A 26825-nucleotide genomic window follows, 5' to 3' on the forward strand; every position below is an offset into this window, starting at 1 on the left:
AGGAGCGATATTAATGGGCAAGTATTTTGGTACAGACGGTGTAAGAGGCGTGGCAAACAGTGAACTTACACCCGAGCTGGCCTTTAAAGTCGGACGCTTTGGCGGATATGTCCTAACAAAAGATAAGGAGCGCCCCAAGGTGCTGATCGGCCGTGATACGCGCATTTCCGGGCATATGCTGGAAGGTGCCCTTGTTGCGGGCCTTCTTTCGATAGGAGCAGAAGTCATGCGTCTCGGTGTGATTTCGACGCCCGGCGTCGCATATTTGACGAAGGCTATGGACGCGGAAGCGGGCGTAATGATTTCAGCTTCCCACAACCCTGTCGAAGACAATGGAATTAAGTTTTTCGGCGGCGACGGATTTAAGCTTTCCGATGAGCAGGAGCTTGAAATCGAGCGTCTGATGGATCAGCCTGAAGATCACCTGCCAAGGCCTGTAGGCGCTGATCTGGGTATGGTGAACGACTACTTTGAAGGCGGACAGAAATATTTGCAGTTTCTTAAGCAGTCTGCTGATGAAGACTTCACAGGCATTCATGTCGCACTTGACTGTGCGCACGGGGCGACATCTTCGCTGGCGACCCACCTGTTTGCCGATCTTGACGCAGATGTATCAACGATGGGGACTTCTCCGAACGGATTAAACATCAATGACGGAGTCGGCTCGACCCACCCTGAAGCCCTGGCCGAATTTGTGAAAGAAAAGGGAGCTGACGTCGGCATGGCGTTTGACGGGGATGGTGACCGCTTGATCGCTGTTGACGAAAAGGGGAATATCGTAGACGGCGATCAAATCATGTACATATGTTCGAAGTACTTGAAGAGCGAGGGGCGCCTGGCGGACAATACAGTTGTCTCTACGGTGATGAGCAACCTCGGCTTTTACAAAGCGCTTGAAGCGGAAGGCATTAAAAGCGTTCAGACAGCTGTCGGCGACCGCTATGTAGTGGAAGCGATGAAAAAGGACGGGTTTACTTTCGGCGGAGAACAGTCGGGACATCTGATTTTCCTTGATTACAATACGACAGGCGACGGCCTGCTTTCTGCGATCATGCTGATGAACACGATCAAAATGACAGGTAAGTCTTTGTCAGAGCTTGCGGCAGAGATGCAGAAGTTTCCGCAGCTCCTCTTGAACGTGAAAGTAACCGATAAACATAAAGTAGCGGAGAACGAAAAGGTAAAAGCGGTCATCGAAGAGGTTGAGAAGGAAATGAACGGTGACGGCCGCATCCTTGTGCGCCCGTCCGGCACCGAGCCGCTTGTCCGTGTTATGGCTGAGGCGAAAACGAAGGAGCTTTGCGAGAAATACGTAGGCCGCATTGCAGATGTCGTGAAAGCTGAAATGGGAGCGGAGTGATTTTCCGCAGAAGACTGACGAACGAGACATGCTGATTTGACATAAGATAAAGGGAACCGTTCAATCTTGGAAAAAATGTGAACCATTTTGAAAAATGTTTGACGGTTCCTTTAGTGTATAGTAAAATCAGCTTGTCTTGTTTAATTTAAAAGGAAAGGCAGGGCAGAACCATTTTTTATAGTTATAGCGCCCGGACTAAGCGTGCGGATGAAACAGCTTAGTTGACGAGGATGGAGGTTTATCGAATTTTCGGCGGATGCCTCCCGGCTGACCACAAGATCACAGCCGCAAGGATTTCCTCAAACCAAAGAGGCGACTCTTTGAACAAAGGGAAATCGCATGATCTTCCATAAAAAACATGTAGGAGGGGACGAAGAATGTCCCCGCCTGATAAGCAGACTTTCTTCGTCTCCTGCCTGCGACTTTAGGAGGAAGAAAATTATGTGTGGTATTGTAGGTTATATTGGCCAGCTTGATGCAAAGGAAATTTTACTTAAAGGTTTGGAAAAGCTGGAGTATCGCGGCTACGATTCAGCTGGAATCGCTGTAGCGAACGAAGACGGCGTACACGTGTTTAAAGAAAAAGGACGGATTGCCGATCTTCGCGAAGTCGTTGATGCAAATGTGATATCGCAAGCGGGAATCGGACACACACGCTGGGCGACTCACGGGGAACCGAGCCGTCTAAACGCTCACCCGCATCAAAGCGCATCAGGCCGATTTACACTTGTTCATAACGGCGTCATCGAAAACTATGTTCAGCTGACGCGCGAATATTTACAAGATGTAACCCTTAAAAGTGATACGGATACAGAGGTTGTCGTTCAAGTGATCGAGCAATTCGTCAATAACGGTCTTGACACGGAAGAAGCGTTCCGCCAAACGCTTATGCTGCTCAAAGGCTCTTATGCGATTGCATTATTCGATCATGAAAACAAAGAAACAATCTATGTTGCGAAAAATAAAAGCCCGCTTCTTGTCGGCCTTGGAGACAATTTCAATGTGATCGCGTCTGACGCGATGGCGATGCTTCAAGTGACAAACGAATACGTGGAGCTTATGGATAAAGAAATGGTGATTGTCACAGACAAAAAAGTTGTGATCAAAAACCTTGACGGAGAATTGATGTCACGTGCCTCATATATTGCAGAGCTTGATGCGAGCGATATCGAAAAAGGCACATACCCTCACTACATGTTAAAAGAAATCGATGAACAGCCGCTTGTCATGCGGAAAATCATTCAGACGTACCAAGATGAAAACGGCAAGCTTTCCATTCCTGGAGACATTGCAAATGCTGTTGCAGAAGCGGATCGCGTCTATATCATCGCCTGCGGAACGAGCTATCATGCCGGTCTTGTCGGCAAACAATTTATCGAAACATGGGCGAAAGTTCCGGCTGAAGTCCATGTCGCAAGCGAATTCTCTTACAATATGCCATTGCTTTCTGAGAAGCCGCTGTTTATCTTTATTTCTCAAAGCGGAGAAACGGCTGACAGCCGCGCGGTTCTCGTACAGGTGAAAAAGCTCGGACACAAAGCGCTGACATTGACCAACGTACCGGGATCCACGCTTTCCCGTGAAGCGGACTACACGCTTTTACTGAATGCCGGCCCGGAAATCGCGGTAGCGTCAACAAAAGCATATACGGCGCAAATCGCAGTTCTCGCTATTTTGGCAGCTGTGACTGCGGAAACCCGCGGCAAAGCACTCGGCTTTGATCTTGTTAAAGAGCTCGGCATCATCGGAAACGCGATGGAAGCCCTTTGCGACCAGAAAGACGAAATGGAAATGATCGCGCGCGAATATTTGACAGTAACACGCAATGCTTTCTTCATCGGCCGCGGCCTCGACTATTTCGTCTGCCTCGAAGGATCCCTGAAGCTGAAAGAGATTTCTTACATTCAAGCTGAAGGCTTCGCCGGCGGTGAATTGAAGCACGGTACAATCGCATTGATCGAAGACGGCACACCAGTCATTGCCCTTGCGACACAGGAGCACGTCAATTTAAGCATCCGTGGAAATGTCAAAGAAGTGACAGCCCGCGGCGCCAACCCTTGCGTGATCTCCTTGAAAGGCCTGGAAGAAGCAGACGACCGCTTCGTCCTGCCTGAAGTGCATCCGGAGCTCGCACCGCTCGTCTCCGTCATCCCGCTGCAGCTGATCGCATACTACGCAGCGCTACACCGCGGCTGTGACGTTGATAAGCCACGGAACTTGGCGAAGAGTGTGACGGTGGAGTAAGGCGACGTTTGAAATAATAGTTTGTACCCCTCTTGGATTGGATGATCTGGAGGGGTATTTTTGTGTTTGAAAGAGAAATAAGTCTTATCAAAAATTGAACTCTGGTAGTCTGAAAGTGCGCTAGATTATAATTGAAAGGATGTGTAACCATGAACAACGAGACGTACATTGAAGTCAACAGAACATCGCAGTTGATGAATAAAATGAGAAAATTCTCAGTGCTGATTGATGGTGTCGAGGCTGGGAAAATCAAAGATGGCGGGAGGCTGCGAATTGATTTGGAGCCTGGCGAACATGAGATCCAAGTGAAAATTGATTGGTGTGTAAGCCAAACTTTGAGGTTTACGTTAGATGAAGGAGAAGCTTTAAAGTTTAGATGCGGAAGTCCGGTTCGTGGATGGAAGATGTTCTTCGGACTTTTTTATGTATTGGCCGATCCAGAAAAGTATTCGTTTATTGAGCAGGAATAGGCGGTTGCAAGCAGCTTTGGTCTGCATCATCGCCATCATACGCTGCACCGTAACAACCTGACGAAAAGTGTGACGGTGCAGTTTTTTATCCGCAGATGAACATGAAGCGGTGTCAATGAAAGAAAAAGCCTCATCCTTTTTAAAACACCTTATTTCTATAAATCCGAATCGACAGAAGCCATGAACACCCGTATAGCGTAATAATTGATATGGCAACGATCAGATACAGCAGAGCATTTTGTAAGGATAGCAGCATGTGAATCAACTCTCTAATTTGATCGTTCAAATTTTGGACAACAAAATTAACCGTTAGCATATACAAGCCAAATGCAACAATAGAAGCAATCAACAAATAGTTACTTTTGAATTTATAACAGAATGGCAGCATGAATGAAGCAGCTGTCATCACAATGGCGACCATTAGCAAAATGTCTTTCCAGATCGTAAGTTCCCGGTGAATGATAAAGTTTACGATCAATATGGCTGCAGCCACCATAGATGTAAAGAGAACGACGACAATATACTTTGAACTGACAATTTCCTTTCGTGTATAAGGCAAAGAATTGAGAAGCATATGTATAGAAGACTTTTCATCTATTGACATGGTATTCATAAAAATAGCAATACTAAATGCAATTCCAACCCAGATGGGGGAAGCATCTAATGTTAAATAAACACATAACCCCAAAAATAAAACTGCCAATGTTTTTTTCTGCAAGACAATGTCCTTACGTATTAAGTTGAACATGCTCTTTAGCTCCTTTCTTCGTATAAAACATAATATCTTCCAGAGTCGGTTTTTCAATTAACACCATATCCCCAAAAATGTTTTCTGTTCGTGATTTATTCGCAGTCAATGCTTCAAATCCATGAGTTGATTTTCGAACCGCTATAAACTCCTGTTCGGTCTCCCGGTCTAACAACTCCATGCCGCCTTTTACAATTGCATATTGTTCTTCAATCTCGTAAAAGTCCTTTGTAAAGATATGCTCTCCTTTATGAATGAACGTGATATAATCTGCAATCTTATCTAAATCAGTTGTTATATGAGTTGAAAAAAAGATCGTCTTATCCCCATCTTGCATGAGCTGATGCAAGATTTCCAACAGCTCACGGCGGAAAATCGGGTCCAGTCCGGCCGTCGGTTCATCCATAATAATTAGTTCCGCATGATGGGACAAAGCGACGGCTAATGATGCTTTCATCATCATCCCTTTTGAGAACGTCTTGATTTTTTTAGTGAGCGGCAAGTTAAATGTGTTCACATAATCATTGAATACTTGTTCATCCCAATTGACATAGGATCTTTTCACAATATCTTTCATTTCAGTCAATGTTAAATGTTCATAAAATATGTTCGAATCAAATACAAAGCCAATTCGTTGTTTGATTTCTTTCTCATGCTCCTTGTAATTCAAGCCAAATACCGTAATCGTTCCGCTGTCAGGCTGCAATAAGTTCATGATCAGTTTAATCGTTGTCGATTTCCCCACGCCATTTCCGCCGATAAATCCGGTGACAAAACCTTTTTTTACATTCATTGAAAAGTCCTTTAGTTGAAAACCATCGAACGATTTATGAACATGCCGGAGTTCAATTACATTGTCCATCATTCTTCCTCCTGATATAAAATGGTAAGCAAATCTTTTAATTCTGTAAGGGGAACGCCAATGTCTTTGCTGTTTTTTATCGCTGCTGTCAACTGCTCTTCAATTGCTTTCATTTTTCCTTCTTTCATCATTTCGTTATTCTGATCTGATACAAAAGAGCCTTTCCCGACTACGGAATAAATGAAGGCATTCTTCTCAAGTTCTTCATAGGCGCGCTTTGACGTAATAAGGCTGACATTTAGATCTTTTGCCAATTGGCGCATAGAAGGCAGCGGCTGTCCAGGCTTCAATTCATCGGCAAGAATATGATCCTTAATTTGGGTGTAAATTTGTTCATAAATGGGTTGCTTTGAACGATTCGAAATTATAATTTTCATTTCAAAACCTCTTTTATTTATACACAATATATACAATATGTACAATATACACAAAAATTGCCTGAATGGCAACGATTTTTTGTACTGAAATTTTCTTGATACTCTACTCACGTCACCTTTTACACTTATATTGAAGAATAGATAGGAAAGGTGACTAAAATGGATGAAGAGCCATCAAAAAAAGCAATCTTTTCAGTACAATTAATGCTTGGAATTTCACTTATTCTTGGTGTTATACCTCCCCTTATTATGTTTTTAATTTCAAGAAAGAAAGACTTATATTACGGTGAATCAAGTCGCAAAGCACTTAACTTTCATTTGACGATTTTCCCATTGTTTGTAATTGGTAGTTTTCTGCCTTCATGGGTTAAGTACGTTATATTGGCTATAGAAACATTAATAATCATGTATGCTATTATTCGAATAGCTTTTCAAAAACCATATTATTATCCAGCCATTCCTTACATTAAAAGTAAAGATGAAAATATAGAAAAGAGGTATTCGCATGTCAAATAATATGTTGACAATCGGACAATTGGCTAAACGAACAGGAGTTTCTATAAGAACACTTAGGTATTACGATAAAATTGGTTTGCTAATACCAACCGACTACAAAGAAGGAGGACACCGACTTTATAGCCTTGATGAACTCTCACGTTTACAACAAATACAATCTCTTAAATTCATAGGCTTTTCACTTAAAGACATCGCAGATTTATTAAAATCGCAATTTATAGAAGAACAGCAACTTAGCTATTCAATTTCATTCAAAAAAAGAGAACTTATTGCAGAACAAGAAAGAATTCGTCAAACGATTGATCAGTTGGATCATATGAAAACTATTATCTCAGGGTATGAAAAGGTAGATATAAAATTATTCAGCTTTATTATTCACTCTATTCTTTTTGAAGAGGAAAATTTTAATGAATATAGTCAAGCTAAAGGTTCTATTCACAATTTTAGAAGCAGTGAAAGAGCTAATTTAGATAAAGAGTACTTTTCATTGTTTATGGATTTGAAGGAACTTATAGCAAACGAAACAAATCCTGAATCCGATGAAGCATTAAAATTTATCAAACAGTTGGTAGATATTTCTAACAGAACGTTATTAAAGATTGATACAGCAGAAATAGAATCAACGGTTCAATATAATGAACCTAATATACTCAATCCCTTCACGGAAGAAGAAAGAGCCTTTCTTAAAAATGCTTTTGCTTATATGTCAAAGTTACAAGAATGATTAATTGAAAAAGAGTACACCCAATGGCTAAAGAAAAAAATTGGCGCTCCCACTTTCTGTGTATAAAGCTTATTTACGGAGGTTTTAGTTTTGGTTCAAGAAATTTTCCAAAGGGTAGAAGAAGTCAATATTATTTATCAATTTATAGCAGTATTTATAATTGGATTTGTGCCTTTCCTTGAGGCTTTCGTAGCTGTACCAATCGGAATACTTTTAGGCCTACCATTTATTCTCGTAGTTTTAGTGGGGGCTACCGCTAACTGGCTGTCTGTTATGGCTGTAATAGTATTTTCTTCTTTTATGAGATCTTGGTTTTCCAAAAAAGAAAAGAATAACACTGATCATTACATTAACAGACGTTTTCAAAAAGCAAAGTCATACTTCAATAAGTACGGAGTTCCCGGGATCTCACTTTTGGGTCCTATAATAGGAACAAATCACATTGGAGCATTGGTATGTATAATAGCGAAAGCAAATAAAAAAAGGATCATCGTTTGGCAAACTGTCAGTATAGTTATGTGGGCTGCGGGAACTGGAGTTCTGTTGATTTTCGGAGTTGATATCTACAATAATATAAAGAACTAGAATATACTCAATACACCAAATTTTATAATTCTCGATTTGGAAGAGGGTATCGCTTTTTGTTAGAAATATTATCTTATCCTTCACTCCGTCCAAAGTGTGGTGCTATTGCAAACTTATATAAGTATGGCAACTAACAATTATTTTTCGATCTACCAACGTATGCGTGTTGGTATTCATGTCAAACGCCAACGGTAAAAAGGTAGGGAATGTGTCGTTCAAGAAGTAAAAATTACCGTTGTATCATCACATGTTATGGATAAAGAAATATATGTTGCTGTCTTTTCCAAAAAGCAATGGTGGAAGTTTTTTTAATCCTCTTTCACAATATTTCAATTACCCGAAGAAAAAATAAACGGGCATATAACATATTGACAATTTGCGATATGAAGATATAATGATTGGTATGGAACCTATTGAAGTTTTCAAAGCTTTATCAAATGAATCAAGGCTGCAAATTTTGCAATGGCTGAAGGAGCCTGATCGTCATTTTGAACCCCATGAAGGGATTGATATGAACACAATCGGGGTATGTGTCAGCCAAATCACAGACAAATTGAAAATGACGCAATCAACGGCTTCTCAATATCTCGCCATTCTTTTAAGAGCCGGCTTGATTAAGGCGGAACGAATCGGAAAGTATACGTACTACAAAAGAGACGAAGAGGCCATCAGAAAGCTTGCTGACTTTCTTAAAACAGAGATATGAGCATTCAAAAAATAAACATCTCTAGATGATGTTTATTTTTACACCATACATATCGACATATTCCGATGTGTTTATTTTTTGATTTACATATCGTTATTTCGTGATATGTAAATGTATAAAACGAAGAAGGAGCGAACGATGATGTTTAGTGCTTGGAAAATTTATATTTTAGCGATCATCAGTTTTTTGGTAGGGACCTCAGAGTACATTATTTCCGGGATTTTGGATCAGATCGCCCAAACACTCGGAATAACTTTAGCTGCCGCGGGCCAGCTGATTACGATCTTTTCACTTGTGTATGCAGTTTTCACACCGGTTCTCATGGCGTTGACGGCAAGTATGGATAGGCGCAAGTTAATGATGTATGCTCTCGCTTTGTTTGTGATCGGAAATATTCTGGCCTTTACCCTGCCTGGCTATGGCTGGTTTGTTGCAGCGCGGGTCATTATGGCATTGGGGGCAGGCATGGTTGTGGTCACGGCATTAACGATTGCCGCCAAAATCGCTCCGGCGGGTAAGCAGGGCAGTGCAATTGCTACAGTGGTCATGGGGTTTACCGCTTCTCTGATCATAGGTGTTCCACTCGGAAGAATGACGGCAGAAGCATTAGGCTGGAAGTCTGTATTTGGAGGAATTGCTTTACTGGGATTCATCGCAATGATTGTTATATTCTTAATCTTGCCGCATACCGAAGGCGATAAGCCTGTTCCTTTGCTTCAACAGCTTTCTCTTTTAAAGAACCGGAAAGTAGCAATGGGGTTATCAATCACTTTTTTCTGGCTCGGAGGGTATTCCGTTGCATATACTTATCTGTCTCCTTACCTTCTGACCGTTTCAGGGATAAGCGGCAATTTGCTTAGCGGCTTTTTGCTTATATTTGGAATCGCCAGCTTGGTTGGATCGAAGTTTGGCGGATATAGCACCGATAAATGGGGCGTTCCTTTTACACTCGTTGGCGGGATGGCGCTGCATATCATCGCACTGATTTTACTGTCGCTTGTCACCCATTCCTATGTCGGAGTACTGTTGATTCTCATATTATGGTCGTTTGCCGCATGGTCTACCGGCCCGACACAGCAATATCACTTAGCGACGCTCGAACCGGAATTGTCAGGTGTATTGCTCGGCATCAATCAATCGATGATGCAATTCGCCATGGCCGTAGGTGCAGGAATCGGAGGGATTTTTGTAGAAAAAATATCGCTTGCTTCTATTACGTGGTTTGGGGCACTGGAGGTTACGCTTGCGATTGTTGTTGTTTTGGTGACTTTCAGTTCACATTACAAACGGAAAGCAGGATCTGTAAGAGAAATCAGCTCATAATACGTTGCCTTGATTGGTGTTGAAGATTCAATGGGTTCATTCCCCATATCTTACTTGTTTTTTTTCGAAGTCTGGCAGGTAGTGTTGAGCCGAAAAATCTAACACCGGTCCGTTGTAAAACGAGCGGGTGTTTTTTATTTAGTCCGCTAAAATCCGCAAATAAGCCCTCCAAGGGCCGACATCATCCTGATACCGTTTCGCCAGCACTCTTGCAATTTGCGAGATGTGAGTAAGGTCGTGGGCAACCCATGTCGAGATCTGTTCTCTCAGTTTGACGATTCCAAACTCAGGGTGCATCCCCGTTTGTTCGAAGTCGGTTTCAGGATCAATGATCTGCTGTAATGTTTTCAGATTCGCCCGTCTGATATCTGCAAACTCGTTAAGCAACTGTTCCATCGTTTTTCCGTCGTTTTGATTCAACTGGCTGAAGCGGTCGAACGGCGGAAAAGGTTCCGTTGCTCCTTTTGTCACGATCAATTTGATGCGCGGCAACCAATTGTTTTTTTCTCCTTCAATGAGATGGCCGACGACATCAAATGCGTTCCACGTGTCGGCGCCTTCATCGCAGCTGATCCAGGGACTTGATAATCCGGTCAGCAGCTGACTCAGCGTTTGTGGTGTGCGCTCCAGGATTTCGATTGCTTCCTCGAGTTGAAAGTTCATGTGAATGACCTCCATTCATAAAAGTTCACGTCAACTGCCGCTCAGCAAACTCACGATACAGCGCATGCGAAGCAATCAGCTCGTGGTGCCGCCCCCGCCCTGTGATCTCGCCTTTTTCGATAAATATAATTTGGTCCGCGTTCACGATTGTCGATAGCCGGTGGGCGATGACGAAGGTGGTGCGGCCTTCCATGAGGCGGGCGAGCGCCTGCTGGACGATGGCTTCTGATTGGCTGTCGAGGCTGGCTGTCGCTTCGTCCATCATTAAAATTTTCGGGTCGCGCAGGAAGGCGCGGGCGATGGCGATCCGCTGTCTCTGGCCGCCGGATAGCTTGACGCCGCGTTCGCCGACTTCCGTATCAAGCTGCTCTGGAAATTGTTTAATAAATGTGTCGGCATAAGCCATTTCCGCGACTTTCCACAGTTCTGGATCGTCAATGCTGTCGGCGTAGTCCAAGCCATAGCATAAGTTCTCACGGATGGTGCCGGATATCATCGGGCTGTCTTGAGATACGTAGCCGATCTGGCTGCGCCACGATTTCATCGACAGTTTGTTGATCGGTGTTTCCCCGATGTTAATGGCCCCTGAGTCCGGTTCGTAAAATCGTTCCAAGAGGCCGAACATCGTCGTTTTTCCGCCGCCGCTCGGACCGACAAATGCAATCATCTGCCCGGGATCGACGTCAAAAGATACCTCCCGCAAGACAGGCTCGTCATCGCCATAAGAGAAAGATACATTCTCGACGCGTATCGGCAGATTGGAGATGTCCATCTCAAGTCCTTCCTGGCCCTCTTCCTCTTCAGTATGCAAAATCTCGATGATCCGCTCTGTTGCCCCTTTTGCTTTTTGCAGCTGAGTGAAAAACATTGTGAACGATGTGATCGGGAAGATGATTTGAAACAGATAAAGCAAAAAGGCGATCAGTGAACCTGCCGACATCGTCCCCTCAGAGACGCGGATGCCGCCGTAGCCGATGATGGCGACGATCACAATCATAATGACAAGGTGCATAAACGGGGAGACAAGCGCAAATATACGGGCTTCCTTGAGTCCGTATTGAAAGAGCTTCGAAATGCCTGATAACCCTTTCATTTTTTCTGTATGCTCGGCGTTTGATGCTTTCATTAATCTGATTTCGCTTAATGTCTGCTGGACATGTCCGGTGAAGGAAGCTGTTTCATCCTGCAGCGTTTTGGAGATGCGCTGCATTTTCATGCCGAGCGGGATCATGATGAAGGTCGTGATCGGAACGGAGATCAGCATGAGCAGTGTCATTTTCCAATCCATGATCAGCAAAATGATCACCGATCCGACAATGGTGATGATGCCGGAAACAAACTGCGGAAAATGGTCGGAAATCAAGCTTTCAACAATGCCGGTGTCATTGACAACGCGGCTGACGGTTTCACCGCTCGTCTTTTCGTCAAAGTAGCGGACAGGCAGGCGCAGCAGCTTGAACCACATACGCTCGCGCAGGGAAGCGACCACTTTTTGCCCGGCATAGGAAAGAAAATAGGTCGAAAACCCGTCGCAGACCGCTTGAACAATAAAAACGAGCGCAAGGATTCCCGCTAAGGCCAGATTGATCGAATGGACGGAAAAGCCGTCAACCATTTCCCTTGTCAACAGTGGAATGGACAGGCCGACCAATGTAGTGACGAGGCTTGCGGTCAAACCGACGGTTAAAGCCAGCCTGGGTACGCCGGATGTGAGAATCATGGTGAAAAACGGTTTCATGCTATTGTTGTTTTCTGTTTTCATTTGATAAACTCCTTATCGATATAATGTCAAAGAAGTGGATGGCGCAAGCTGTAACTCATCATATTACGATATACACAGCAGAAAGTTCCCGATCATTGCCGATTTTAGCTTCATGCTAAAAAGATTGACAGGAGAGATAATTGTAACTATTATTGTTACATATAGTTGATTGCATATAAGAAAGGAAGAAAAAACATGACGATAAATATTAAAGTATATTCCGATTATGTCTGTCCATTCTGTTTCCTCGGAAAAGACCAATTCGAAAAAGCGATCGAAGGCAAAGATGTGGAAGTCGAGTGGCTGCCATTCGAACTGAGGCCGCGTCCATCTGAGCAGCTTGATCCGTTAAACGACCCGTCCAAATTGGCAATGTGGGACGGCGCCATTAAGCCGCGAATCGAGGCTTGGGACGTCAACATGAAGCTGCCAAACGTCTCACCGCATCCTTATACAGATTTGGCTCATGAAGGCTATCACTTTGCAAAAGAACACGGTAAAGCGAAAGCGTACAATGACCGGGTTTATCAAGCCTTTTTCCAGGAAGATCAAAATATTGGCGACATCGACGTATTAACAGCGCTGGCTAAAGAAGCCGGACTGGATGAGCAGACTTTTAAAGAAGCTTTAAGCTCCAGAACATATCAGGACGTGCAGCGGAAGGCGCTCCAACACGCTTACGAAGAAGCAGGCATTACGGCCGTTCCGACATTTATCATTGGCAATGAACGGATCGCCGGGGCCGCTGCGAGGGAAGTGTTTGAACAGGTGATTGAAGAGGAAAGACGAAACATTTCTGCTGATGTTTTGCAATGCGACATTGACGAGAAGTCTTGTTAACAAACACCATCATACTTGGAACCCTTTAGATAAAAACAGTCTAAAGGGTTTTTTTCGCAGGTCGACAAATCATTGATTGGTGCAAAAAGGGGGAATTTGAATCAGAATAAAGAGGGAATTCGCCCTCTAAAATAAAGTTAAGACAAGTTTAAATAAAGGTGAAAAATCACATATGAAAATATGAAAATAGGATCAAATCATTTACATATATTATTAAATATGGTATAGATTATAGTGACATCAGTGTTATTACATATATTAGAATTTCATCATTTTTAAGGAAAGGAGGTTATAAAGATGGAAACGAAAAATAAGGACTTTGTAAGCAAAGTATCTGAAGAGGAATTAAAGAACTTGGCTGGAGGAAATGATGAGATTACTCCGCAAAGCACTGTTGTTTGTGTTAGCTTAAGAATTTGCAAATGGAGTATAAAGTACTGTCCAAGTTTTAAGAGAAAATGCTGGATGTAAAGTTCTGAATATTCTATCTCATCGCTGCCAATATAGAGAGTTAGAGATAACTCTCTATTTGGTCAGTGAATTTTTCTAAGAAGGGATTGGTTATATGGGAAAAATATTTGATTTTGATATTAAAGAAACCGTTCAAAGCAAATCATTGTATCCTTCGGAAAGAAGAAAAAAGACCGATGCCGATATACCCGTTAACGAGCTACTTTTAAATGAAAAATCAAGCGAATGGGTTCATCTGTGGCAACAGTATTGGGGTCATGAAGATTGTTTTAAGTCATATTTAGATGAAGAAAATATGTTCAGTGAATTTCAATCCTTCTACTCGGATTTTTTTAAGCTGTCTTTTGATTATTTGGAATCCAAATTAGACCAGTTAAGTAAACAATGTGATTTGTCTGTGATATGCGATATCGCAAATTTAAAAAAGAATATCATGTCGTATATACAAGAGCATGTAGGGTATTTAGGCATTAGAGCTTTAATACAAGATATAAATGAAGAAAGAGAAAAAGGAAGACTTGAAGGAGAAAATCCCAAGGAACGATATGAATATTACGTAAATCATTTGTTGTCAACCAAGGAAAAAAGGCTCGAAATACTTTGCCAATATCCTGTCCTAACAAGAGTTTTGTGCGAATTTATATTAAATCATATAGACAGTATTACTGAAGCTGTTATGCGTTTTTCAAATGACAGGAACGAAATATTGGAAAAATTCAATTTTAAAGGGGAAGACAAGCTGGCATCTTTATCTTTACAATTAGGCGACTCCCATAACGATGGCAGAAGTGTCATGGTGCTTCACTTTGAATCAAATAAAAAAATCGTTTATAAACCTAGGCTCCTCTCAGTTGATTTACACTTTCAGGAGCTTTTGCATTGGATAAATGATAAGGGGGGATGCAGGAATTTAAGAACATTAAAAATTTTAAGTAAAAACGAGTATGGGTGGCAGGAGTATGTAGAGTATAAACCCTGTCAATCTAATAGTGAAATTTCCCGTTTTTATGAAAGGCAAGGTGAATATATCGCAATATTATATTTGCTTAATGCCACAGATTTTCATTTTGAAAATTTAATTGCATGCGGGGAACATCCTGTATTGATTGATCTTGAAGGATTAGTGCAAAATACGGCAAAAGACTTGCAGGACGAATCTTCAGCATATAATATTGCATTCAATAAATTAATAGACTCAGTATTATCTACAGGGATGCTACCTGTTACATATATTAAATCCAGCATATTAGGGTTTGACATTAGCGGCCTTGGCGGAGATGAAGGTCAGCCGACTGGACAACATACTTTTACTGTGGAAAATGTTCAAACAGATGAGATCAAGTTAGTTAAGGCTGAGGCTTTTTCGGAAGGCAGTAAAAATAAGCCCTTTCTTGATAGTGAGAAAGTGGCATCAGCTTCGCAGTTTTCTTCTGAAATTATTAAAGGTTTTCGAGACATCTATTCATTATTTCTTCACCATAAAAAAGAGCTATTGTCTTCAAACAGTCCGTTGAGCCGCTTTAAAAATGATCGAGTAAGGGTCATTTTAAGAAGTACACAAGTTTATTCTACCTTTTTAGACTCGAGTTATCACCCGGATTATTTAAAAGATGGATACAGCAGAGAACGGCTTATAAATATTTTATGGGTTGGCGGAAAAAGCCGCCCGGTACATCAAGATGTCATCATGTATGAATGCAGAGATATCATAAAAGGAGATATTCCTTATTTTTATTGTCAAACTGATTCAGTTGATTTGTATCATCCATTGGGTAAAGTGAAAAGTGATTTTTTTGAAAAGTCGAATTTTGAATGTCTAATGAAAAAAGCAAAATCGTTAAATAAAAGTGATATGGAAATGCAAATCGAATTTATCCAAAACTCTCTCACCGCCCAATACCCGCACTATAATGACTCCCATAACAACACGAATAAAAAAAACCATGCTTTTCATGATCAAACAACAGGCTATTCTCCTGAACAATTTTTAGAAGTTGCAGAAAAAATAGGCGATGAGATGAAAAACCACGCCATCTTCGGAAAGAAAGATGATGTTACATGGCTGGGGATCAATCAAAATTATAATGATCAACTAGCTTTTAGTCCGCTTGAATTTGATTTATATGATGGTTTGCTTGGAATAGGGCTGTTCTATGCAAACTTATATCATGTTACTAAGAAAGAGGACTATAAGAATATCGCTGACAAAGCATTGAATTCAGCCTTAAATTACGCGGAAAACTATCCATTAGAATTTCCGTTATCGGCCTTTTACGGTTATGGAGCATACGCATATGTACTAAGTAATTTCTCTTTTATTTTCCATTGCCGCGACTATTTAACACAAGCAAAAAAAATGCTGAATAGAGTTTTAGGCTCAATAGAAGAAGATCAATCGCTTGATTATCTAGGAGGTTCTGCCGGCCTGATCATAGTATGTATACACCTTTATAAAAGAACAGGCGAACCTTATTTATTGGATATTGCGAATAGGTGCGGGAAGCTACTTGTGAACAAAAAAGAGCAGCAAATGAATGGTGCCGGTTGGCGTTCAAATCAGCTTGACAAGCCACTTTCAGGACTTTCTCATGGTTCTTCAGGATTTACATGGGCCCTAATGGCATTATATAAGTTTACAAAAAATGCCGATTTCAAAATAGCATTCATGGATTCCATGGATTATGAAAAATCCTTATTTAATAAAAAGGAAAAGAACTGGTTGGATTTACGGGATAATACCGAGCGTAATGGAAATTCCATGTGGTGCCATGGAGCGGCTGGAATTGGAATGAGCCGAATTATGATGGGCGATTATACGAATAATGTCGAGTTGCTGGATGAAATTGATGCGGCAGTCAATCAAACATTAAAAAGTGGATTTGGCATAACACATAGCTTATGCCATGGAGATTTAGGCAATTTAGATTTACTTCTTTTGGCAGCAAATAAATTCCAAAGTGAAAATTTAAAAGAAACAGCATTAAAAATTGGTAGCGATGTCGCCTACAGCATTACCAAAGGGAATGTGAGGTATGGGACTGTTTCAGGTGTCAAAAATCTAGGTTTAATGCTTGGACAAGCAGGTATAGGCTATGGTTTATTAAGGCTTGCTTTCCCGGAAAAGGTCCCTTCAATATTAACCCTTCAAATGAACGGGGGGGACTATAATTGAAAACGAAAACCAGAATAAGAGTGCCGCTTAAAAGACAAATTGCTCAAACTGATTGTGCTTTATGTTGCCTAACCATGATAGTGTCTTATTACAAAAGCCATGTTGGTTTTCATGAACTGAAAGAAAGGCTGGGCGGCGGACGCGACGGAGTTACCCTTTTCGCTCTATCCAATACGGCCACCGGGATTGGATTTTCGGCAAATGTACTAAAAGCTGATCGTATCAGTTCGATTACTTCACCAGTTATTGTGTACTGGGATCATTTCCACTACGTTGTATTGGAGAAAATAAACAAAAAGGGCTACCATGTGCTTGATCCCGCATTAGGACGATGCACGTATTCAGAAGAGGCTTTTCTTGAACATTTTTCGGGTTATTATCTAGCTCTTGAACCTAATGAGAACTTTAAACAAGTAAAGCCTAAAAGTGTATGGCTTCCCTATTTAAAAATAACCTTGGAAAAACCAAAATTACTTTTTTCTATTTTGGTATGGTCCCTGTCTATTCAATTGTTGACTGTTTCCATGCCGATTATCACTAAAATTGCAATAGATGAAATTGCCATTCCGAATCATTACGAATTTCTAACTGTTTTTTTCATTAGTATTTTTGGTTTGGTTATATTTAAGGGGATTATTTCTTACATGCGAGGCCGCTTTTTAACTAATTTAAGGTTGCATCTGGATTGGAGGTTGATGAGCAGGTTTTTTAGACATTTAATTCATCTGCCGTTTCAATATTTTCAGTTAAGGTCATTTGGCGAAATTGTTTATCGAGCCAACTCCCATATTATGATACGAGAGCTTTTTTCTCAGCAGACCATCATGAGTGTACTAGATTCAACTCTCGTTCTTATTATACTGGGATACATGGCGATGACTTCGCCTTGGTTAGCAGGTTGGGTGATTGCCTTTGGTATAGTAAACATATTATTGTTGACTTTTACTCAAAACGCAATTAAACAACGTGCAGAGGAAGAACTCTCTGAGCAGTCCAAATTCCAAGAAGTTCAGGTGGAAACGCTCTATGGAATTTTCGGAATTAAAATGGCCGGAGTTGAAAAACAAGTTTTACATCAATGGGAGCATTTGTTTAAAAAGGTATTGTATGCATTCAAAAAAAATGAATATTTTTCTAATACCATAAATTCGTACATAGTTAGTTTAGAGCTTGCTGCGCCTTTGGTTATTTTAGGCTTGTCATTACACCAGGTTCAACTTGGAAACATAACCACCGGCTCAATGGTGGCGATCTATTCATTGACAGGAGTATTTTTTGGTTTGGTTTCTTCTTTAGTTGAAACAGCAAAAAGCATGATCACTATGGACACCTATTTGCAAAGAATTAACGATGTGTTGGAAGCGCCAGTGGAAAAAACACCAAAAAACTCAATTAAACCAAAAGAATTAACTGGAAATATTAAACTGGAAAATGTAAGCTTTTCATATACCCAGTATAGTAAGCCTGTGCTTAAACATATTAGTGTGGAAATAAAGGCGGGGCAAAAAGTCGCTATCGTTGGTCCTTCAGGTTCTGGCAAAAGTACTTTGGCACGTATGCTGCTTGGTTTATATGAACCTACTGCCGGCAAAATCTTTTATGATGGAATCAATTTATTCGACTTAGACAAGCAATGGCTGCGTAGAAATATTGGTGTCGTACCACAAGATGCGACTCTTTTTAATAAATCCATTCTTCATAACATATCTGTTTATGATAAGAATCCTTCTATGGATAAAGTTGTTAAGGTGGCTAAAATAGCACAAATTCACGACGAGATTATGGAAATGCCAATGGGTTACCACACTCCCGTATCAGAAATGTCGATGAATATTTCAGGTGGTCAAAAACAGAGAATCATGCTGGCGCGGGCTTTATTGCAAAGCCCTTCAATATTATTGCTGGATGAAGCAACCAGTTCTCTTGATAACTTAAATGAAAAGGTCATAGAACAACATTTAAATGAATTAAAGTGCACGCGCATCGTCATAGCTCACAGGCTGAGTACTATTAAGGATGCAGATCTCATATTAGTGCTAAAAGACGGAGAGATTCAAGAGATGGGCAACCATTTACAATTGATTCGCAACCAAGGGTTTTACACCAAATTGTACAATTCAAACAATGACCAAGCGATTGTGGGAGGAGGCTAAAACAGTGAATGATTTATTTGATGAAATAAGAGATGAGTCGATTAATATTGGAGGGGTTGATGGTTATAAATTTGACTTTTTAAAAGAGATATTGGGAAATAAAAGATTTGTATTTCTCGGAGAAAGCAGCCATTGCGTCAAAGAATATATTGAGGCGAAGGCAAGCTTGATCAAATATCTGCATCAGGAATTAGGATTTCGTATTCTTGCTTTCGAAAGTGAATTGGGAGATTGCAGCATAGGAAATTATCTTACAGAAGAACTTAGTGCCAAAGAAAATATGTCCGGTTCCATCGGGAAAGTTTGGCACAACGAATTTATGCTCGATTTGTTTGAGTATATGAAGGAAACCCAACAGCGGCAGCCTTTGCATTTAACAGGCGTTGATGTTCAGCAGAGCATGGATAAGCACTTTTCCTCCTACATGCGTTCGCATTTGACAGGGGATCTCAGGAAAACGTTTGTAACATTTGATACGCGTACAAATGAGATGCTCGATAAAGATTATATGTTAAAGCGGCGTTTTAGGAAAACAGTAGAAGAAATTGAAAGAATAGGCCAAGGACTGATAAGGGAGCTTGAAAAACAGACTTTCCCCTCTGCTATGCTTCGTGATGTCGTGTTACAGACGATGAAAAACAGACTCAATTATTTTAAGGCGAATTTTACAAAAGGTTTTTCAAAATTGTTTGAATATCGTGATGAATTAATGGCGAAGAATCTTGAATTTTTATCTCAGCATGTTTATCCTGATGAGAAATTTATCATTTGGGCTCACAACCTTCACATCAAAAAACAAAGCAGCGTCAATCGGTTTTCACCATATCGATCATTTGTAGAAAACCTTCCGGAATTTATGAAAGAGGACAGTTTTGTTATTGGTCTTTACGCGGGAGAAGGAAGAATGGGTGACAACCAAGGAGGCGATCATCCTATCAAAAAAGTTAACAAAAAGCACATGGAGTGGCTGCTCAGCAATTCACCCCATCCCAATTTTTTTATACCATGTGCTTCAAAGTGGGGGGAAAAAAAGTGGAAGGCTTTTGAGGGAGGAGGCTTGCGTATTTCTTTCAAGCCGGTTCAACAGTATGACGGAGTTTTATTCTTTAAAAAAGTAACCCCAGCAGTTGTTAATGTTGAATAGGATGTTGACGGGTTAAGCATAACCTCTTATAGGAATTTTTTGTTGGGAAAAGAACTTTTTCGTTATATTAAATTGCTGGTGGCGGCCAAAGGGAGGAAAACTGAAAGCTGTTTTTTTGGTTTTCAATGGTGAATGGGATTATTGCATAGAGTGCACAAGTCAGACCCAGGGTAATTTCATGGACGTATTAACTTTTGGTAAAGGCGTTTATCAGGACATCCATGAAAAGATATGTTCGGCAGATGAGGAAGGGAATCCTGTTCCCGAGATGCCGGAGATGGTGGTTGAGGAGAAATATGAAGAACTCCAAAGGTAAATTGGTAACGCGTTCACAGTTTCTTGAGAGGAAGATCTTCAACAAATCATGATAAAGGGATGGCCGAAGGCTTTTCTTCACAGCTGGATCGCCTTGAAGACGATCTGAAAGCCATTCGTTAAAAGAGGGAGGGTATATTGATGACGACGTTTCCTGAGCATTTCATATAACCACGTAATCGCGGACCTCCTCATCAAGTTTTTCTATAACCATTAAAAAGAGGAGGTTGATATACATGCGTACAGAGCAGGAAATCATCGATTTGGTGCTGAAGGTCGCACGGGAGGACGACCGCGTTAGAGCGGTCGGTATGAACGGTTCGCGGACGAATCCGAATGTTCCGAAAGACCCTTTTCGCGATTATGATATGGTCTATGTTGTAACAGATATGCAGTCTTTTCTTGATGAGCCGGGCTGGGTTGACGTTTTTGGGGAGCGGATCATCATGCAGACGCCGGAAGCGATGGAGCTGTTTCCGAATGAGCTTGGCAACCGCTTTTCTTATTTGATGTTATTTACTGACGGTAGCCGCATTGATTTGATTCTTGTGCCTCTTGAAGAAAAGCTGGAATACTGCCGGGAAGACGGATTAACCGTGATCCTGCTCGATAAGGATCAGGACCTGCCCGTTATCCCGCCGCCGACGGATCGGGAATATTGGGTGCAAAAACCGTCCCCGCAATGCTTCGCCGACTGCTGCAATGAATTTTGGTGGACGTCGACATATGTGGCCAAAGGGTTGTGGCGGCAGGAAATTCTTTATGCACTCGATCATTTAAACCTCATCAGGGCCATGCTGCTGAAAATGCTCGAATGGAAGGTCGGTTTTGAAACGGGCTTTTCGCTGAGCATAGGCAAGAATGCAAAGTTTCTTGATCGCTATGTTGATCGAAATACGTGGGAAAGGCTTTTGGAGACGTATCCGCCAGCTGATTATGAGCGTGTATGGAACAGTTTGTTTAAGATGTGGGATCTGTTTGAAGAGACATCGGCAGCAGTCGCTGAACATCTGGCTGAACAATATCTTTTCGCAGAAGCCGAGAAAGTCAAACAGTACGTGAGACGCGTTCAGCAGCTGAAGCCTGATGCAAAGGTAATTGACTAATCAGATGATGGCCGCACTCCCGGCAGGTGAGCCGGGAGTGTGTTTTTTGCGGAGGTGAACGCCATGTTCAGTCTTAAAAAGATATTGAAGGAGCATTATGGAATCGACAGTGTGAACATTTCTCCCGAGCAAGGGGGATGGACAGCACTCGCTTATCAAGTAACCGATGGAAAAGCCGCTTTCTTTCTAAAAGTGTATGATAAAAATAGGGCATCGACAGCGAAATGGACGGCTCTGATTGATGATTATATGCCTGTTCTCAGGTGGCTGAGTGACCGCACCGCTCTCAGCGGGAAACTGCCTGTGCCGCTTTTAACAACAAATGGAGAATACAAGTGCGAAGATGATGATGCGGTTTATGTGCTTTATGAATACATCGCCGGGGAAACCATTGGTGGCCGGCCGCTCGGCAAAGGCTGCGCGAAGAAGCTCGCCAGCATCATAGCGGAGCTGCACCGATATGACGAGACGATCCCGGTGAAGACAGAAAGAATAAAAGAAAACTATGATATTTCGTTTTTAGGCGAGATGAAACAATGGCTTGATCACCTTCCTTGTGAGCTGGCGCCACTCATTCAACCCTACATCGGATCAATCCGCGAGATGATGGAGGCAGCCTTGTCCCTGGCGGATGATTTGAAATGCAGCGACAGAAGATTGGCTTTGTGCCATACAGATATTCATGGATGGAATATGATGAAAACGGGCGGGGAATTGATTCTGATCGATTGGGAGGGCTTGAAATTGGCCCCTGTTGAAGCGGATCTGATGTTTTTTGCCAATCAACCGTATGTACAAGAGTTTTTGCGGGTTTATCGCGAGACTCATAAAGGGTTTGAAATTGATCAGAACGCATTGCGGTTTTATCAGATCAGGCGAAGACTGGAGGACATATGGGAGTTTACAGAGCAGCTGGCGTTTGACATTCAGACAGAAAATGAAAAGGCAGAGACGATGAGCTTGCTGAAAAACGAGCTTGAGGCCATAGAGGACAGCAAGATCGACTGTTAAAAAGCTAAATGGAGGAACATCTGTGAAAAATTATCGTACTTTATTTTTTGATGTGGATGACACACTATTAGACTTCGGTGCAGCGGAAAAGTCAGCACTGCGGAAGCTTTTTCAGGAACAGCAAATTCCTTTAACAGCTGAAATAGAAGCGAATTATAGACGTATCAATCAAGGTTTATGGAGGGCGTTTGAAAAAGGGGAGATAGACCGCGGCCAAGTGGTCAATACGCGTTTTTCCCTTTTATTCAAAGAATATGGTCTAGAGGCTGACGGCGTTTTGCTTGAGGAGAAGTATCGCAGCTTCCTTGAAGAAGGGCATCAACTGATAGACGGTGCTTTTGAATTAATTGAAAGCCTGCAGGATCAATATGATTTATATATCGTGACGAACGGTATTTCAAAAACGCAGTATAAGCGTCTGCAAGCTTCGGGATTATACCCGATGTTTAAAGGGATTTTTGTTTCAGAGGACACCGGTTTTCAAAAACCGATGAAAGAATACTTTGATTACGTTTTTGAACGAATTCCTCATTTTTCTGCCGATCAAGGGCTGATCATCGGGGATTCATTGACAGCGGACATAAAAGGGGGGCGGCTGGCCGGATTGGATACATGCTGGATGAATCCGGGCATGTTAGCAAATGACACTGGTATTGTACCAACCTATCAAATACAAAAACTTGATGAGTTGTATAATATTTTAAACATTAAAAAAGCCGGCTATTGTTCATAAGGGAAAACGGGCGCATTTTGATTGGTGATTCAAGATGCGTACTGCTTTTTCCATTTCGCTAATATTATAAGAATATTCTTTATATTGGGATAGTTGTTTTCTAACAAATAGACAGAGTAAAATTTGTTCTCCTGAAAAAAACAATTGTATTTTTTGAGGGAATTTATTATGATGGAATAAGTAAATTTTGAGGTAAATAGTTAATTGGAATTATTAGATTTTTATTACTACTTAATACGATGAAGATGCTTTGTCATCATATAGTTTGGGGTGACATCAGCCGTGTAAGAGGAGGAAAAGAAGTGGCGAACAAGGAATTGAAGAGAGGCCTGGGCGCACGCCACATCCAAATGATTGCGCTTGGCGGCACTATCGGCGTCGGTTTATTTATGGGATCTTCTAGCACGATAAAGTGGACAGGACCTTCCGTCCTGCTTGCTTATGCCATTTGCGGAATTTTTATCTTTTTTATTATGCGTGCAATGGGGGAAATGCTATATGTAGAGCCAAGCACCGGTTCATTTGCGACATTCGGCCATCAATATATACACCCGTTGGCTGGATATATAACCGCGTGGAGCAACTGGTTTCAGTGGGTGATTGTCGGGATGTCCGAGATCATCGCAGTCGGGGAGTACATGAAGTACTGGTTTCCGGATCTGCCCGCTTGGATACCGGGCATTATCGCAATGGCGATTCTTGGAGGAGCAAATCTTGTCTCTGTTAAATCATTTGGTGAGTTTGAATTTTGGTTTGCGATGATTAAAATTGTTACAATTGTATTAATGATTGTAGCGGGGCTCGGGATTATTTTCTTCGGATTCGGCAACGGCGGACAAGCGATCGGGTTTTCAAACCTTTGGTCGCACGGCGGTTTCTTTACAGGTGGATTCTCAGGATTCTTCTTTGCGCTGTCACTAGTCATCGCCGCTTATCAAGGGGTCGAACTGATCGGAATTACGGCGGGGGAGGCAAAAGATCCCCAAAACACGCTGAGACACGCGATCCAAAGTATTATTTGGCGTATTTTAATTTTCTATATTGGCGCCATCTTCGTGATTGTCACAGTTTATCCTTGGGATGAGCTGAATGCAATTGGAAGTCCGTTTGTATCCACTTTTGCGAAAGTCGGAATTACGGCGGCAGCCGGCATTATTAACTTCGTCGTCATTACGGCGGCAATGTCCGGCTGCAATAGCGGCATTTTCAGTGCGGGCCGCATGCTTTATACACTGGGAGTAAACGGGCAAGCGCCAAAATTCTTTACGAAGATTTCCAGAAACGGCGTGCCTTTATACGGGACGATCGCAGTCCTGTTCGGTTTGGCAATCGGCGTCGTTTTAAATTATATTGCGCCGCCTAATATTTTTGTGTATGTATACAGTGCGAGCGTGCTCCCGGGGATGATTCCGTGGTTTGTCATTCTGCTCAGTCATATCGGATTCAGAAAAGCAAAAGGGGCTGAAATTGACAAACATCCTTTCAAAATGCCTTTCGCCCCTGTGACGAACTATTTGACGATTGGTTTCCTGCTGATGGTATTGGTGGGCATGTGGTTCAACGATGACACACGCGTGTCACTGATTGTCGGGGTTATTTTCCTTGCGGTTGTTGCCGGCAGCTATTATGTGTTTGGAATTGGCAAGCGTGCTTCAGTTGATGAGAATAAATAATGAAATTTTTAAGGCGCTTGGGGCTGTCGAGATGTTATTGGCAGCCCTCTTAGGTGCTATGCTCAAGAACCAGCTTCTGGTTCTTTTTTTGTAAGCTTGGCTGTGTTTCAATACGGGCGCCAATGATGAGCAGAAACCCGCCCACTCCGGCGGGCGCCTCTGGGTGCCATTTCAAGCAATGGCATATCCAACACCGGGTCCGAAAGATGTTGTGATTCAAGTGAAGAAGCCAGGCCACACAGTAAAGGCTTATGAAAAGGTATTAGGGAGGTCTTTTTCTTTCCAAAAGAAAAAAGCCCGCAGAAAACAGGAGCGTCTCTGCAAGCTGAAAAAAGCCGCTATGTGAAAAGGTTTGCCGCAACACGTGTATCGACCTCATAACAACACAATCAATGAATTGATATGGATCCGATGAGAAGCGCGCATCCTGTCATCACGATAACAGCGAGCACTGCCCACTTTATCGCAAATTTTTGATGATCGTCGATGGAAACCCCGACAAGCCCAACAAGCAAATGTGTTGAAGGCACAAGCGGGCTCAGCATGTGAATCGGCTGGCCGATGATGGAGGCTCTTGCAATTTCGACCTTATTAACACCGTATGCGACAGCGGTTTCTGATAAAATTGGGAGCACTCCGTAAAAATACGCGTCATTCGGCATCAGAAAAGTAAAAATGCCGCTTGTTAAGGCCACAATCATCGGAATAAAGCCGCCCATTTGTTCAGGAATCATAGACGCAAGCGAAATCGCCATTTCATCTACCATTTTTGTGCCTGTTAGTATTCCGGTAAAGACCCCTGCGGCAAATATCATTGAGCCGATAGCCAATACATTGCTCGAATGCGCCGAAATTCGCTGTCTCTGATGATCGAGGTTTGGATAATTGATAATCAATGCGATGCAGAACGCGATAATAAACAGAACGGTCAAGCTTACTTTTCCTGATATGAGAAGCCCTATCAATGAAAGCGTCAACAATAAGTTGAACCACCAAAGCTTCGGGCGCTTCCACTCATCCTCCGCAGCAGCGGCCGTTTCATTGGCACCAGCCGGCTGTTTGAGTTCAATCACGCCGAGGCGTTTTCGCTCCGCTTTTCCGAGCATATACGCAACTCCGATCATACAAAGCATGCCGCTTGCAATGACAGGTATCATCGGGCCGGTCAATTCAGCCGGGTCAACTCCGAGCGCACTCGCTGCCCGCGGTGTTGCGCCTCCCCATGGAATCGTATTCATAATCCCCATGCCGACTCCTGCGATTCCCGCTAATATAATCGGGCGGATGCCAAGCAGCAAATAGAGCGGGAGCATCGCGCTCGTTGTAATCATATATGTTGTTGATCCGTCTCCGTCCAATGCGACTAGCATCGTGAGCACCGCAGTGCCGACGACGATTTTTAACGGATCGCCTTTAACCATTTTTAATATTTTTGTGACCATTGGATCAAACAGTCCAGTATCAATCATAATCCCGAAATATAAAATTGCAAACATAATCATAACGGCGGTTGGCGCGACCTGTTGAATCCCCGAAATCATCATGTCGCCGACATCGCTGAATCCGAATCCGGCGATCAGCGCAAATACTATCGGTGTCAAGACCAATGCCGTTAGGACAGAAAGCCGTTTTGTCATGATCAATACCATAAACACAAGCATCATGAAAAAGCCTAAAATTGCTAACACAGTTATTCTTCCCCCTTATATGAATCCGCTTACATTTTATCTTTCCTGTTCCCCTTAAGCCTTGCCTTTTTGTCATCATATGAGAAGAACTTTCTGAAGTAAATAATTTGGTTTTTATGTATTTTTAATTTTTTAAAACCATTTTGTTCTTTTTGGCCATTTTTAAATACATAAAAAAA

25 protein-coding genes are annotated in these 26825 nt (G+C 42.1%); 19 read left to right on the forward strand and 6 right to left on the reverse strand.

Features of this window, described 5'->3' with window-relative positions; all coding sequences use genetic code 11:
* The first annotated feature begins 13 nt into the window (after window positions 1–13).
* The 3 genes from glmM to MKZ04_RS18105 all read left to right on the forward strand — a co-directional run bounded on the left by glmM (window position 14) and on the right by MKZ04_RS18105 (window position 4074).
* The gene (glmM, locus tag MKZ04_RS18095; protein WP_023857685.1) at window positions 14–1360 is read left to right on the forward strand and encodes a phosphoglucosamine mutase; all 1347 of its coding nucleotides are present in this window, start codon (window positions 14–16) and stop codon (window positions 1358–1360) included.
* Window positions 1361–1801: 441 nt separating this feature from the next.
* Window positions 1802–3604: a glutamine--fructose-6-phosphate transaminase (isomerizing) gene (gene glmS / locus MKZ04_RS18100; RefSeq protein ID WP_023857686.1), complete on the forward strand. Its 1803-nt coding sequence runs from the start codon at window positions 1802–1804 to the stop codon at window positions 3602–3604.
* Between the two features lie 149 nt (window positions 3605–3753).
* The gene (locus tag MKZ04_RS18105) at window positions 3754–4074 is read left to right on the forward strand and encodes a hypothetical protein (RefSeq protein ID WP_025810876.1); all 321 of its coding nucleotides are present in this window, start codon (window positions 3754–3756) and stop codon (window positions 4072–4074) included.
* Window positions 4075–4213: 139 nt separating this feature from the next.
* Here the strand turns inward: MKZ04_RS18105 and MKZ04_RS18110 are convergent, their stop codons facing one another.
* Genes MKZ04_RS18110 through MKZ04_RS18120 form a run of 3 tightly spaced genes read right to left on the reverse strand, consistent with a single transcriptional unit; the run spans window position 4214 to window position 6061 of the window.
* Window positions 4214–4822, reverse strand: coding sequence for an ABC-2 transporter permease (locus MKZ04_RS18110; RefSeq protein ID WP_023857688.1), 609 nt, complete (start codon window positions 4820–4822; stop codon window positions 4214–4216).
* The gene (locus MKZ04_RS18115; RefSeq protein WP_023857689.1) at window positions 4803–5684 is read right to left on the reverse strand and encodes an ABC transporter ATP-binding protein; all 882 of its coding nucleotides are present in this window, start codon (window positions 5682–5684) and stop codon (window positions 4803–4805) included. Before MKZ04_RS18115 ends, MKZ04_RS18110 begins: the two co-directional genes overlap by 20 nt.
* On the reverse strand, window positions 5684–6061 hold the full coding sequence (locus MKZ04_RS18120; protein WP_023857690.1) for a GntR family transcriptional regulator: 378 nt from the start codon (window positions 6059–6061) through the stop codon (window positions 5684–5686). Before MKZ04_RS18120 ends, MKZ04_RS18115 begins: the two co-directional genes overlap by 1 nt.
* Window positions 6062–6220: 159 nt before the next feature.
* Here MKZ04_RS18120 and MKZ04_RS18125 point away from each other — a divergent pair, with 159 nt between their 5' ends.
* From MKZ04_RS18125 to MKZ04_RS18145, 5 genes are all read left to right on the forward strand, one after another.
* The gene (locus MKZ04_RS18125) at window positions 6221–6577 is read left to right on the forward strand and encodes a DUF4870 domain-containing protein (protein ID WP_025810874.1); all 357 of its coding nucleotides are present in this window, start codon (window positions 6221–6223) and stop codon (window positions 6575–6577) included.
* Window positions 6567–7301 carry a MerR family transcriptional regulator gene (locus tag MKZ04_RS18130; protein WP_023857692.1) on the forward strand — a complete coding sequence of 245 codons (735 nt, stop codon included), beginning with the start codon at window positions 6567–6569 and terminating at the stop codon, window positions 7299–7301. Before MKZ04_RS18125 ends, MKZ04_RS18130 begins: the two co-directional genes overlap by 11 nt.
* 90 nt (window positions 7302–7391) lie before the next feature.
* Window positions 7392–7886 (forward strand): small multi-drug export protein, encoded by a 495-nt coding sequence (locus tag MKZ04_RS18135; protein ID WP_023857693.1) that lies wholly within the window; start codon window positions 7392–7394, stop codon window positions 7884–7886.
* 403 nt (window positions 7887–8289) lie between these two features.
* A complete protein-coding gene (locus MKZ04_RS18140) occupies window positions 8290–8592 on the forward strand; it encodes an ArsR/SmtB family transcription factor (RefSeq protein WP_025810872.1) in 303 nt (100 codons plus the stop codon).
* 141 nt (window positions 8593–8733) lie between these two features.
* Window positions 8734–9915, forward strand: coding sequence for an MFS transporter (locus MKZ04_RS18145; protein WP_075212991.1), 1182 nt, complete (start codon window positions 8734–8736; stop codon window positions 9913–9915).
* Window positions 9916–10053: 138 nt separating this feature from the next.
* Here MKZ04_RS18145 and MKZ04_RS18150 read toward each other — a convergent pair whose 3' ends face one another.
* Both MKZ04_RS18150 and MKZ04_RS18155 read right to left on the reverse strand, forming a co-directional pair.
* Entirely contained in the window at window positions 10054–10578 is a 525-nt protein-coding gene (locus tag MKZ04_RS18150; protein ID WP_075212990.1) for a DinB family protein, read from the reverse strand.
* A 25-nt stretch (window positions 10579–10603) separates the two neighbouring features.
* On the reverse strand, window positions 10604–12340 hold the full coding sequence (locus MKZ04_RS18155; RefSeq protein WP_149169582.1) for an ABC transporter ATP-binding protein: 1737 nt from the start codon (window positions 12338–12340) through the stop codon (window positions 10604–10606).
* 195 nt (window positions 12341–12535) lie between these two features.
* Here MKZ04_RS18155 and MKZ04_RS18160 point away from each other — a divergent pair, with 195 nt between their 5' ends.
* The 11 genes from MKZ04_RS18160 (at window position 12536) to MKZ04_RS18210 (ending at window position 25304) form a co-directional block, all read left to right on the forward strand.
* Entirely contained in the window at window positions 12536–13180 is a 645-nt protein-coding gene (locus MKZ04_RS18160) for a DsbA family oxidoreductase (protein ID WP_341046565.1), read from the forward strand.
* A 297-nt stretch (window positions 13181–13477) separates the two neighbouring features.
* Window positions 13478–13651, forward strand: a complete 174-nt coding sequence (locus MKZ04_RS18165; RefSeq protein WP_154495770.1) for a class II lanthipeptide, LchA2/BrtA2 family — start codon at window positions 13478–13480, stop codon at window positions 13649–13651.
* 94 nt (window positions 13652–13745) lie between these two features.
* Window positions 13746–16823 (forward strand): type 2 lanthipeptide synthetase LanM family protein, encoded by a 3078-nt coding sequence (locus MKZ04_RS18170; protein ID WP_341046568.1) that lies wholly within the window; start codon window positions 13746–13748, stop codon window positions 16821–16823.
* A complete protein-coding gene (locus MKZ04_RS18175; RefSeq protein ID WP_075212987.1) occupies window positions 16820–18976 on the forward strand; it encodes a peptidase domain-containing ABC transporter in 2157 nt (718 codons plus the stop codon). Before MKZ04_RS18170 ends, MKZ04_RS18175 begins: the two co-directional genes overlap by 4 nt.
* A gap of 4 nt (window positions 18977–18980) precedes the next feature.
* Entirely contained in the window at window positions 18981–20120 is a 1140-nt protein-coding gene (locus tag MKZ04_RS18180) for an erythromycin esterase family protein (protein ID WP_116523378.1), read from the forward strand.
* Between the two features lie 178 nt (window positions 20121–20298).
* Window positions 20299–20436 (forward strand): hypothetical protein, encoded by a 138-nt coding sequence (locus MKZ04_RS18185; RefSeq protein WP_153247060.1) that lies wholly within the window; start codon window positions 20299–20301, stop codon window positions 20434–20436.
* 235 nt (window positions 20437–20671) lie between these two features.
* Window positions 20672–21541, forward strand: coding sequence for an aminoglycoside 6-adenylyltransferase (locus tag MKZ04_RS18190; protein ID WP_341046573.1), 870 nt, complete (start codon window positions 20672–20674; stop codon window positions 21539–21541).
* A gap of 63 nt (window positions 21542–21604) precedes the next feature.
* The gene (locus MKZ04_RS18195) at window positions 21605–22552 is read left to right on the forward strand and encodes an aminoglycoside phosphotransferase family protein (protein WP_050820849.1); all 948 of its coding nucleotides are present in this window, start codon (window positions 21605–21607) and stop codon (window positions 22550–22552) included.
* A 22-nt stretch (window positions 22553–22574) separates the two neighbouring features.
* Entirely contained in the window at window positions 22575–23285 is a 711-nt protein-coding gene (locus tag MKZ04_RS18200; RefSeq protein WP_123032489.1) for a YjjG family noncanonical pyrimidine nucleotidase, read from the forward strand.
* A 302-nt stretch (window positions 23286–23587) separates the two neighbouring features.
* A complete protein-coding gene (locus MKZ04_RS18205; RefSeq protein WP_023857711.1) occupies window positions 23588–24958 on the forward strand; it encodes an amino acid permease in 1371 nt (456 codons plus the stop codon).
* Between the two features lie 163 nt (window positions 24959–25121).
* The gene (locus tag MKZ04_RS18210; RefSeq protein WP_212791767.1) at window positions 25122–25304 is read left to right on the forward strand and encodes a hypothetical protein; all 183 of its coding nucleotides are present in this window, start codon (window positions 25122–25124) and stop codon (window positions 25302–25304) included.
* A gap of 43 nt (window positions 25305–25347) precedes the next feature.
* Here the strand turns inward: MKZ04_RS18210 and MKZ04_RS18215 are convergent, their stop codons facing one another.
* Complete coding sequence (locus MKZ04_RS18215; RefSeq protein WP_023857714.1) at window positions 25348–26646, reverse strand: citrate:proton symporter; 1299 nt, start codon at window positions 26644–26646, stop codon at window positions 25348–25350.
* Between the last annotated feature and the right edge of the window lie 179 nt (window positions 26647–26825).

Source organism: Bacillus sp. FSL W7-1354 (assembly GCF_038002405.1).
Lineage (GTDB): Bacteria > Bacillota > Bacilli > Bacillales > Bacillaceae > Bacillus > Bacillus paralicheniformis.

What these genes read in the sequence shown, in the direction of transcription:
- MKZ04_RS18105 (WP_025810876.1), top strand. Translation starts at nt 3,754, where the DNA reads ATGAACAACGAGACGTACATTGAAGTCAACAGAACATCGCAGTTGATG.
- MKZ04_RS18140 (WP_025810872.1), top strand. Translation starts at nt 8,290, where the DNA reads ATGGAACCTATTGAAGTTTTCAAAGCTTTATCAAATGAATCAAGGCTG.
- MKZ04_RS18185 (WP_153247060.1), top strand. Translation starts at nt 20,299, where the DNA reads ATGGACGTATTAACTTTTGGTAAAGGCGTTTATCAGGACATCCATGAA.
- MKZ04_RS18125 (WP_025810874.1), top strand. Translation starts at nt 6,221, where the DNA reads ATGGATGAAGAGCCATCAAAAAAAGCAATCTTTTCAGTACAATTAATG.
- MKZ04_RS18150 (WP_075212990.1), bottom strand. Translation starts at nt 10,578, where the DNA reads ATGAACTTTCAACTCGAGGAAGCAATCGAAATCCTGGAGCGCACACCA.
- MKZ04_RS18195 (WP_050820849.1), top strand. Translation starts at nt 21,605, where the DNA reads ATGTTCAGTCTTAAAAAGATATTGAAGGAGCATTATGGAATCGACAGT.
- MKZ04_RS18190 (WP_341046573.1), top strand. Translation starts at nt 20,672, where the DNA reads ATGCGTACAGAGCAGGAAATCATCGATTTGGTGCTGAAGGTCGCACGG.
- glmS (WP_023857686.1), top strand. Translation starts at nt 1,802, where the DNA reads ATGTGTGGTATTGTAGGTTATATTGGCCAGCTTGATGCAAAGGAAATT.
- MKZ04_RS18145 (WP_075212991.1), top strand. Translation starts at nt 8,734, where the DNA reads ATGTTTAGTGCTTGGAAAATTTATATTTTAGCGATCATCAGTTTTTTG.
- MKZ04_RS18165 (WP_154495770.1), top strand. Translation starts at nt 13,478, where the DNA reads ATGGAAACGAAAAATAAGGACTTTGTAAGCAAAGTATCTGAAGAGGAA.
- MKZ04_RS18130 (WP_023857692.1), top strand. Translation starts at nt 6,567, where the DNA reads ATGTCAAATAATATGTTGACAATCGGACAATTGGCTAAACGAACAGGA.
- MKZ04_RS18110 (WP_023857688.1), bottom strand. Translation starts at nt 4,822, where the DNA reads ATGTTCAACTTAATACGTAAGGACATTGTCTTGCAGAAAAAAACATTG.
- MKZ04_RS18160 (WP_341046565.1), top strand. Translation starts at nt 12,536, where the DNA reads ATGACGATAAATATTAAAGTATATTCCGATTATGTCTGTCCATTCTGT.
- MKZ04_RS18170 (WP_341046568.1), top strand. Translation starts at nt 13,746, where the DNA reads ATGGGAAAAATATTTGATTTTGATATTAAAGAAACCGTTCAAAGCAAA.
- glmM (WP_023857685.1), top strand. Translation starts at nt 14, where the DNA reads ATGGGCAAGTATTTTGGTACAGACGGTGTAAGAGGCGTGGCAAACAGT.
- MKZ04_RS18115 (WP_023857689.1), bottom strand. Translation starts at nt 5,684, where the DNA reads ATGGACAATGTAATTGAACTCCGGCATGTTCATAAATCGTTCGATGGT.
- MKZ04_RS18155 (WP_149169582.1), bottom strand. Translation starts at nt 12,340, where the DNA reads ATGAAAACAGAAAACAACAATAGCATGAAACCGTTTTTCACCATGATT.
- MKZ04_RS18120 (WP_023857690.1), bottom strand. Translation starts at nt 6,061, where the DNA reads ATGAAAATTATAATTTCGAATCGTTCAAAGCAACCCATTTATGAACAA.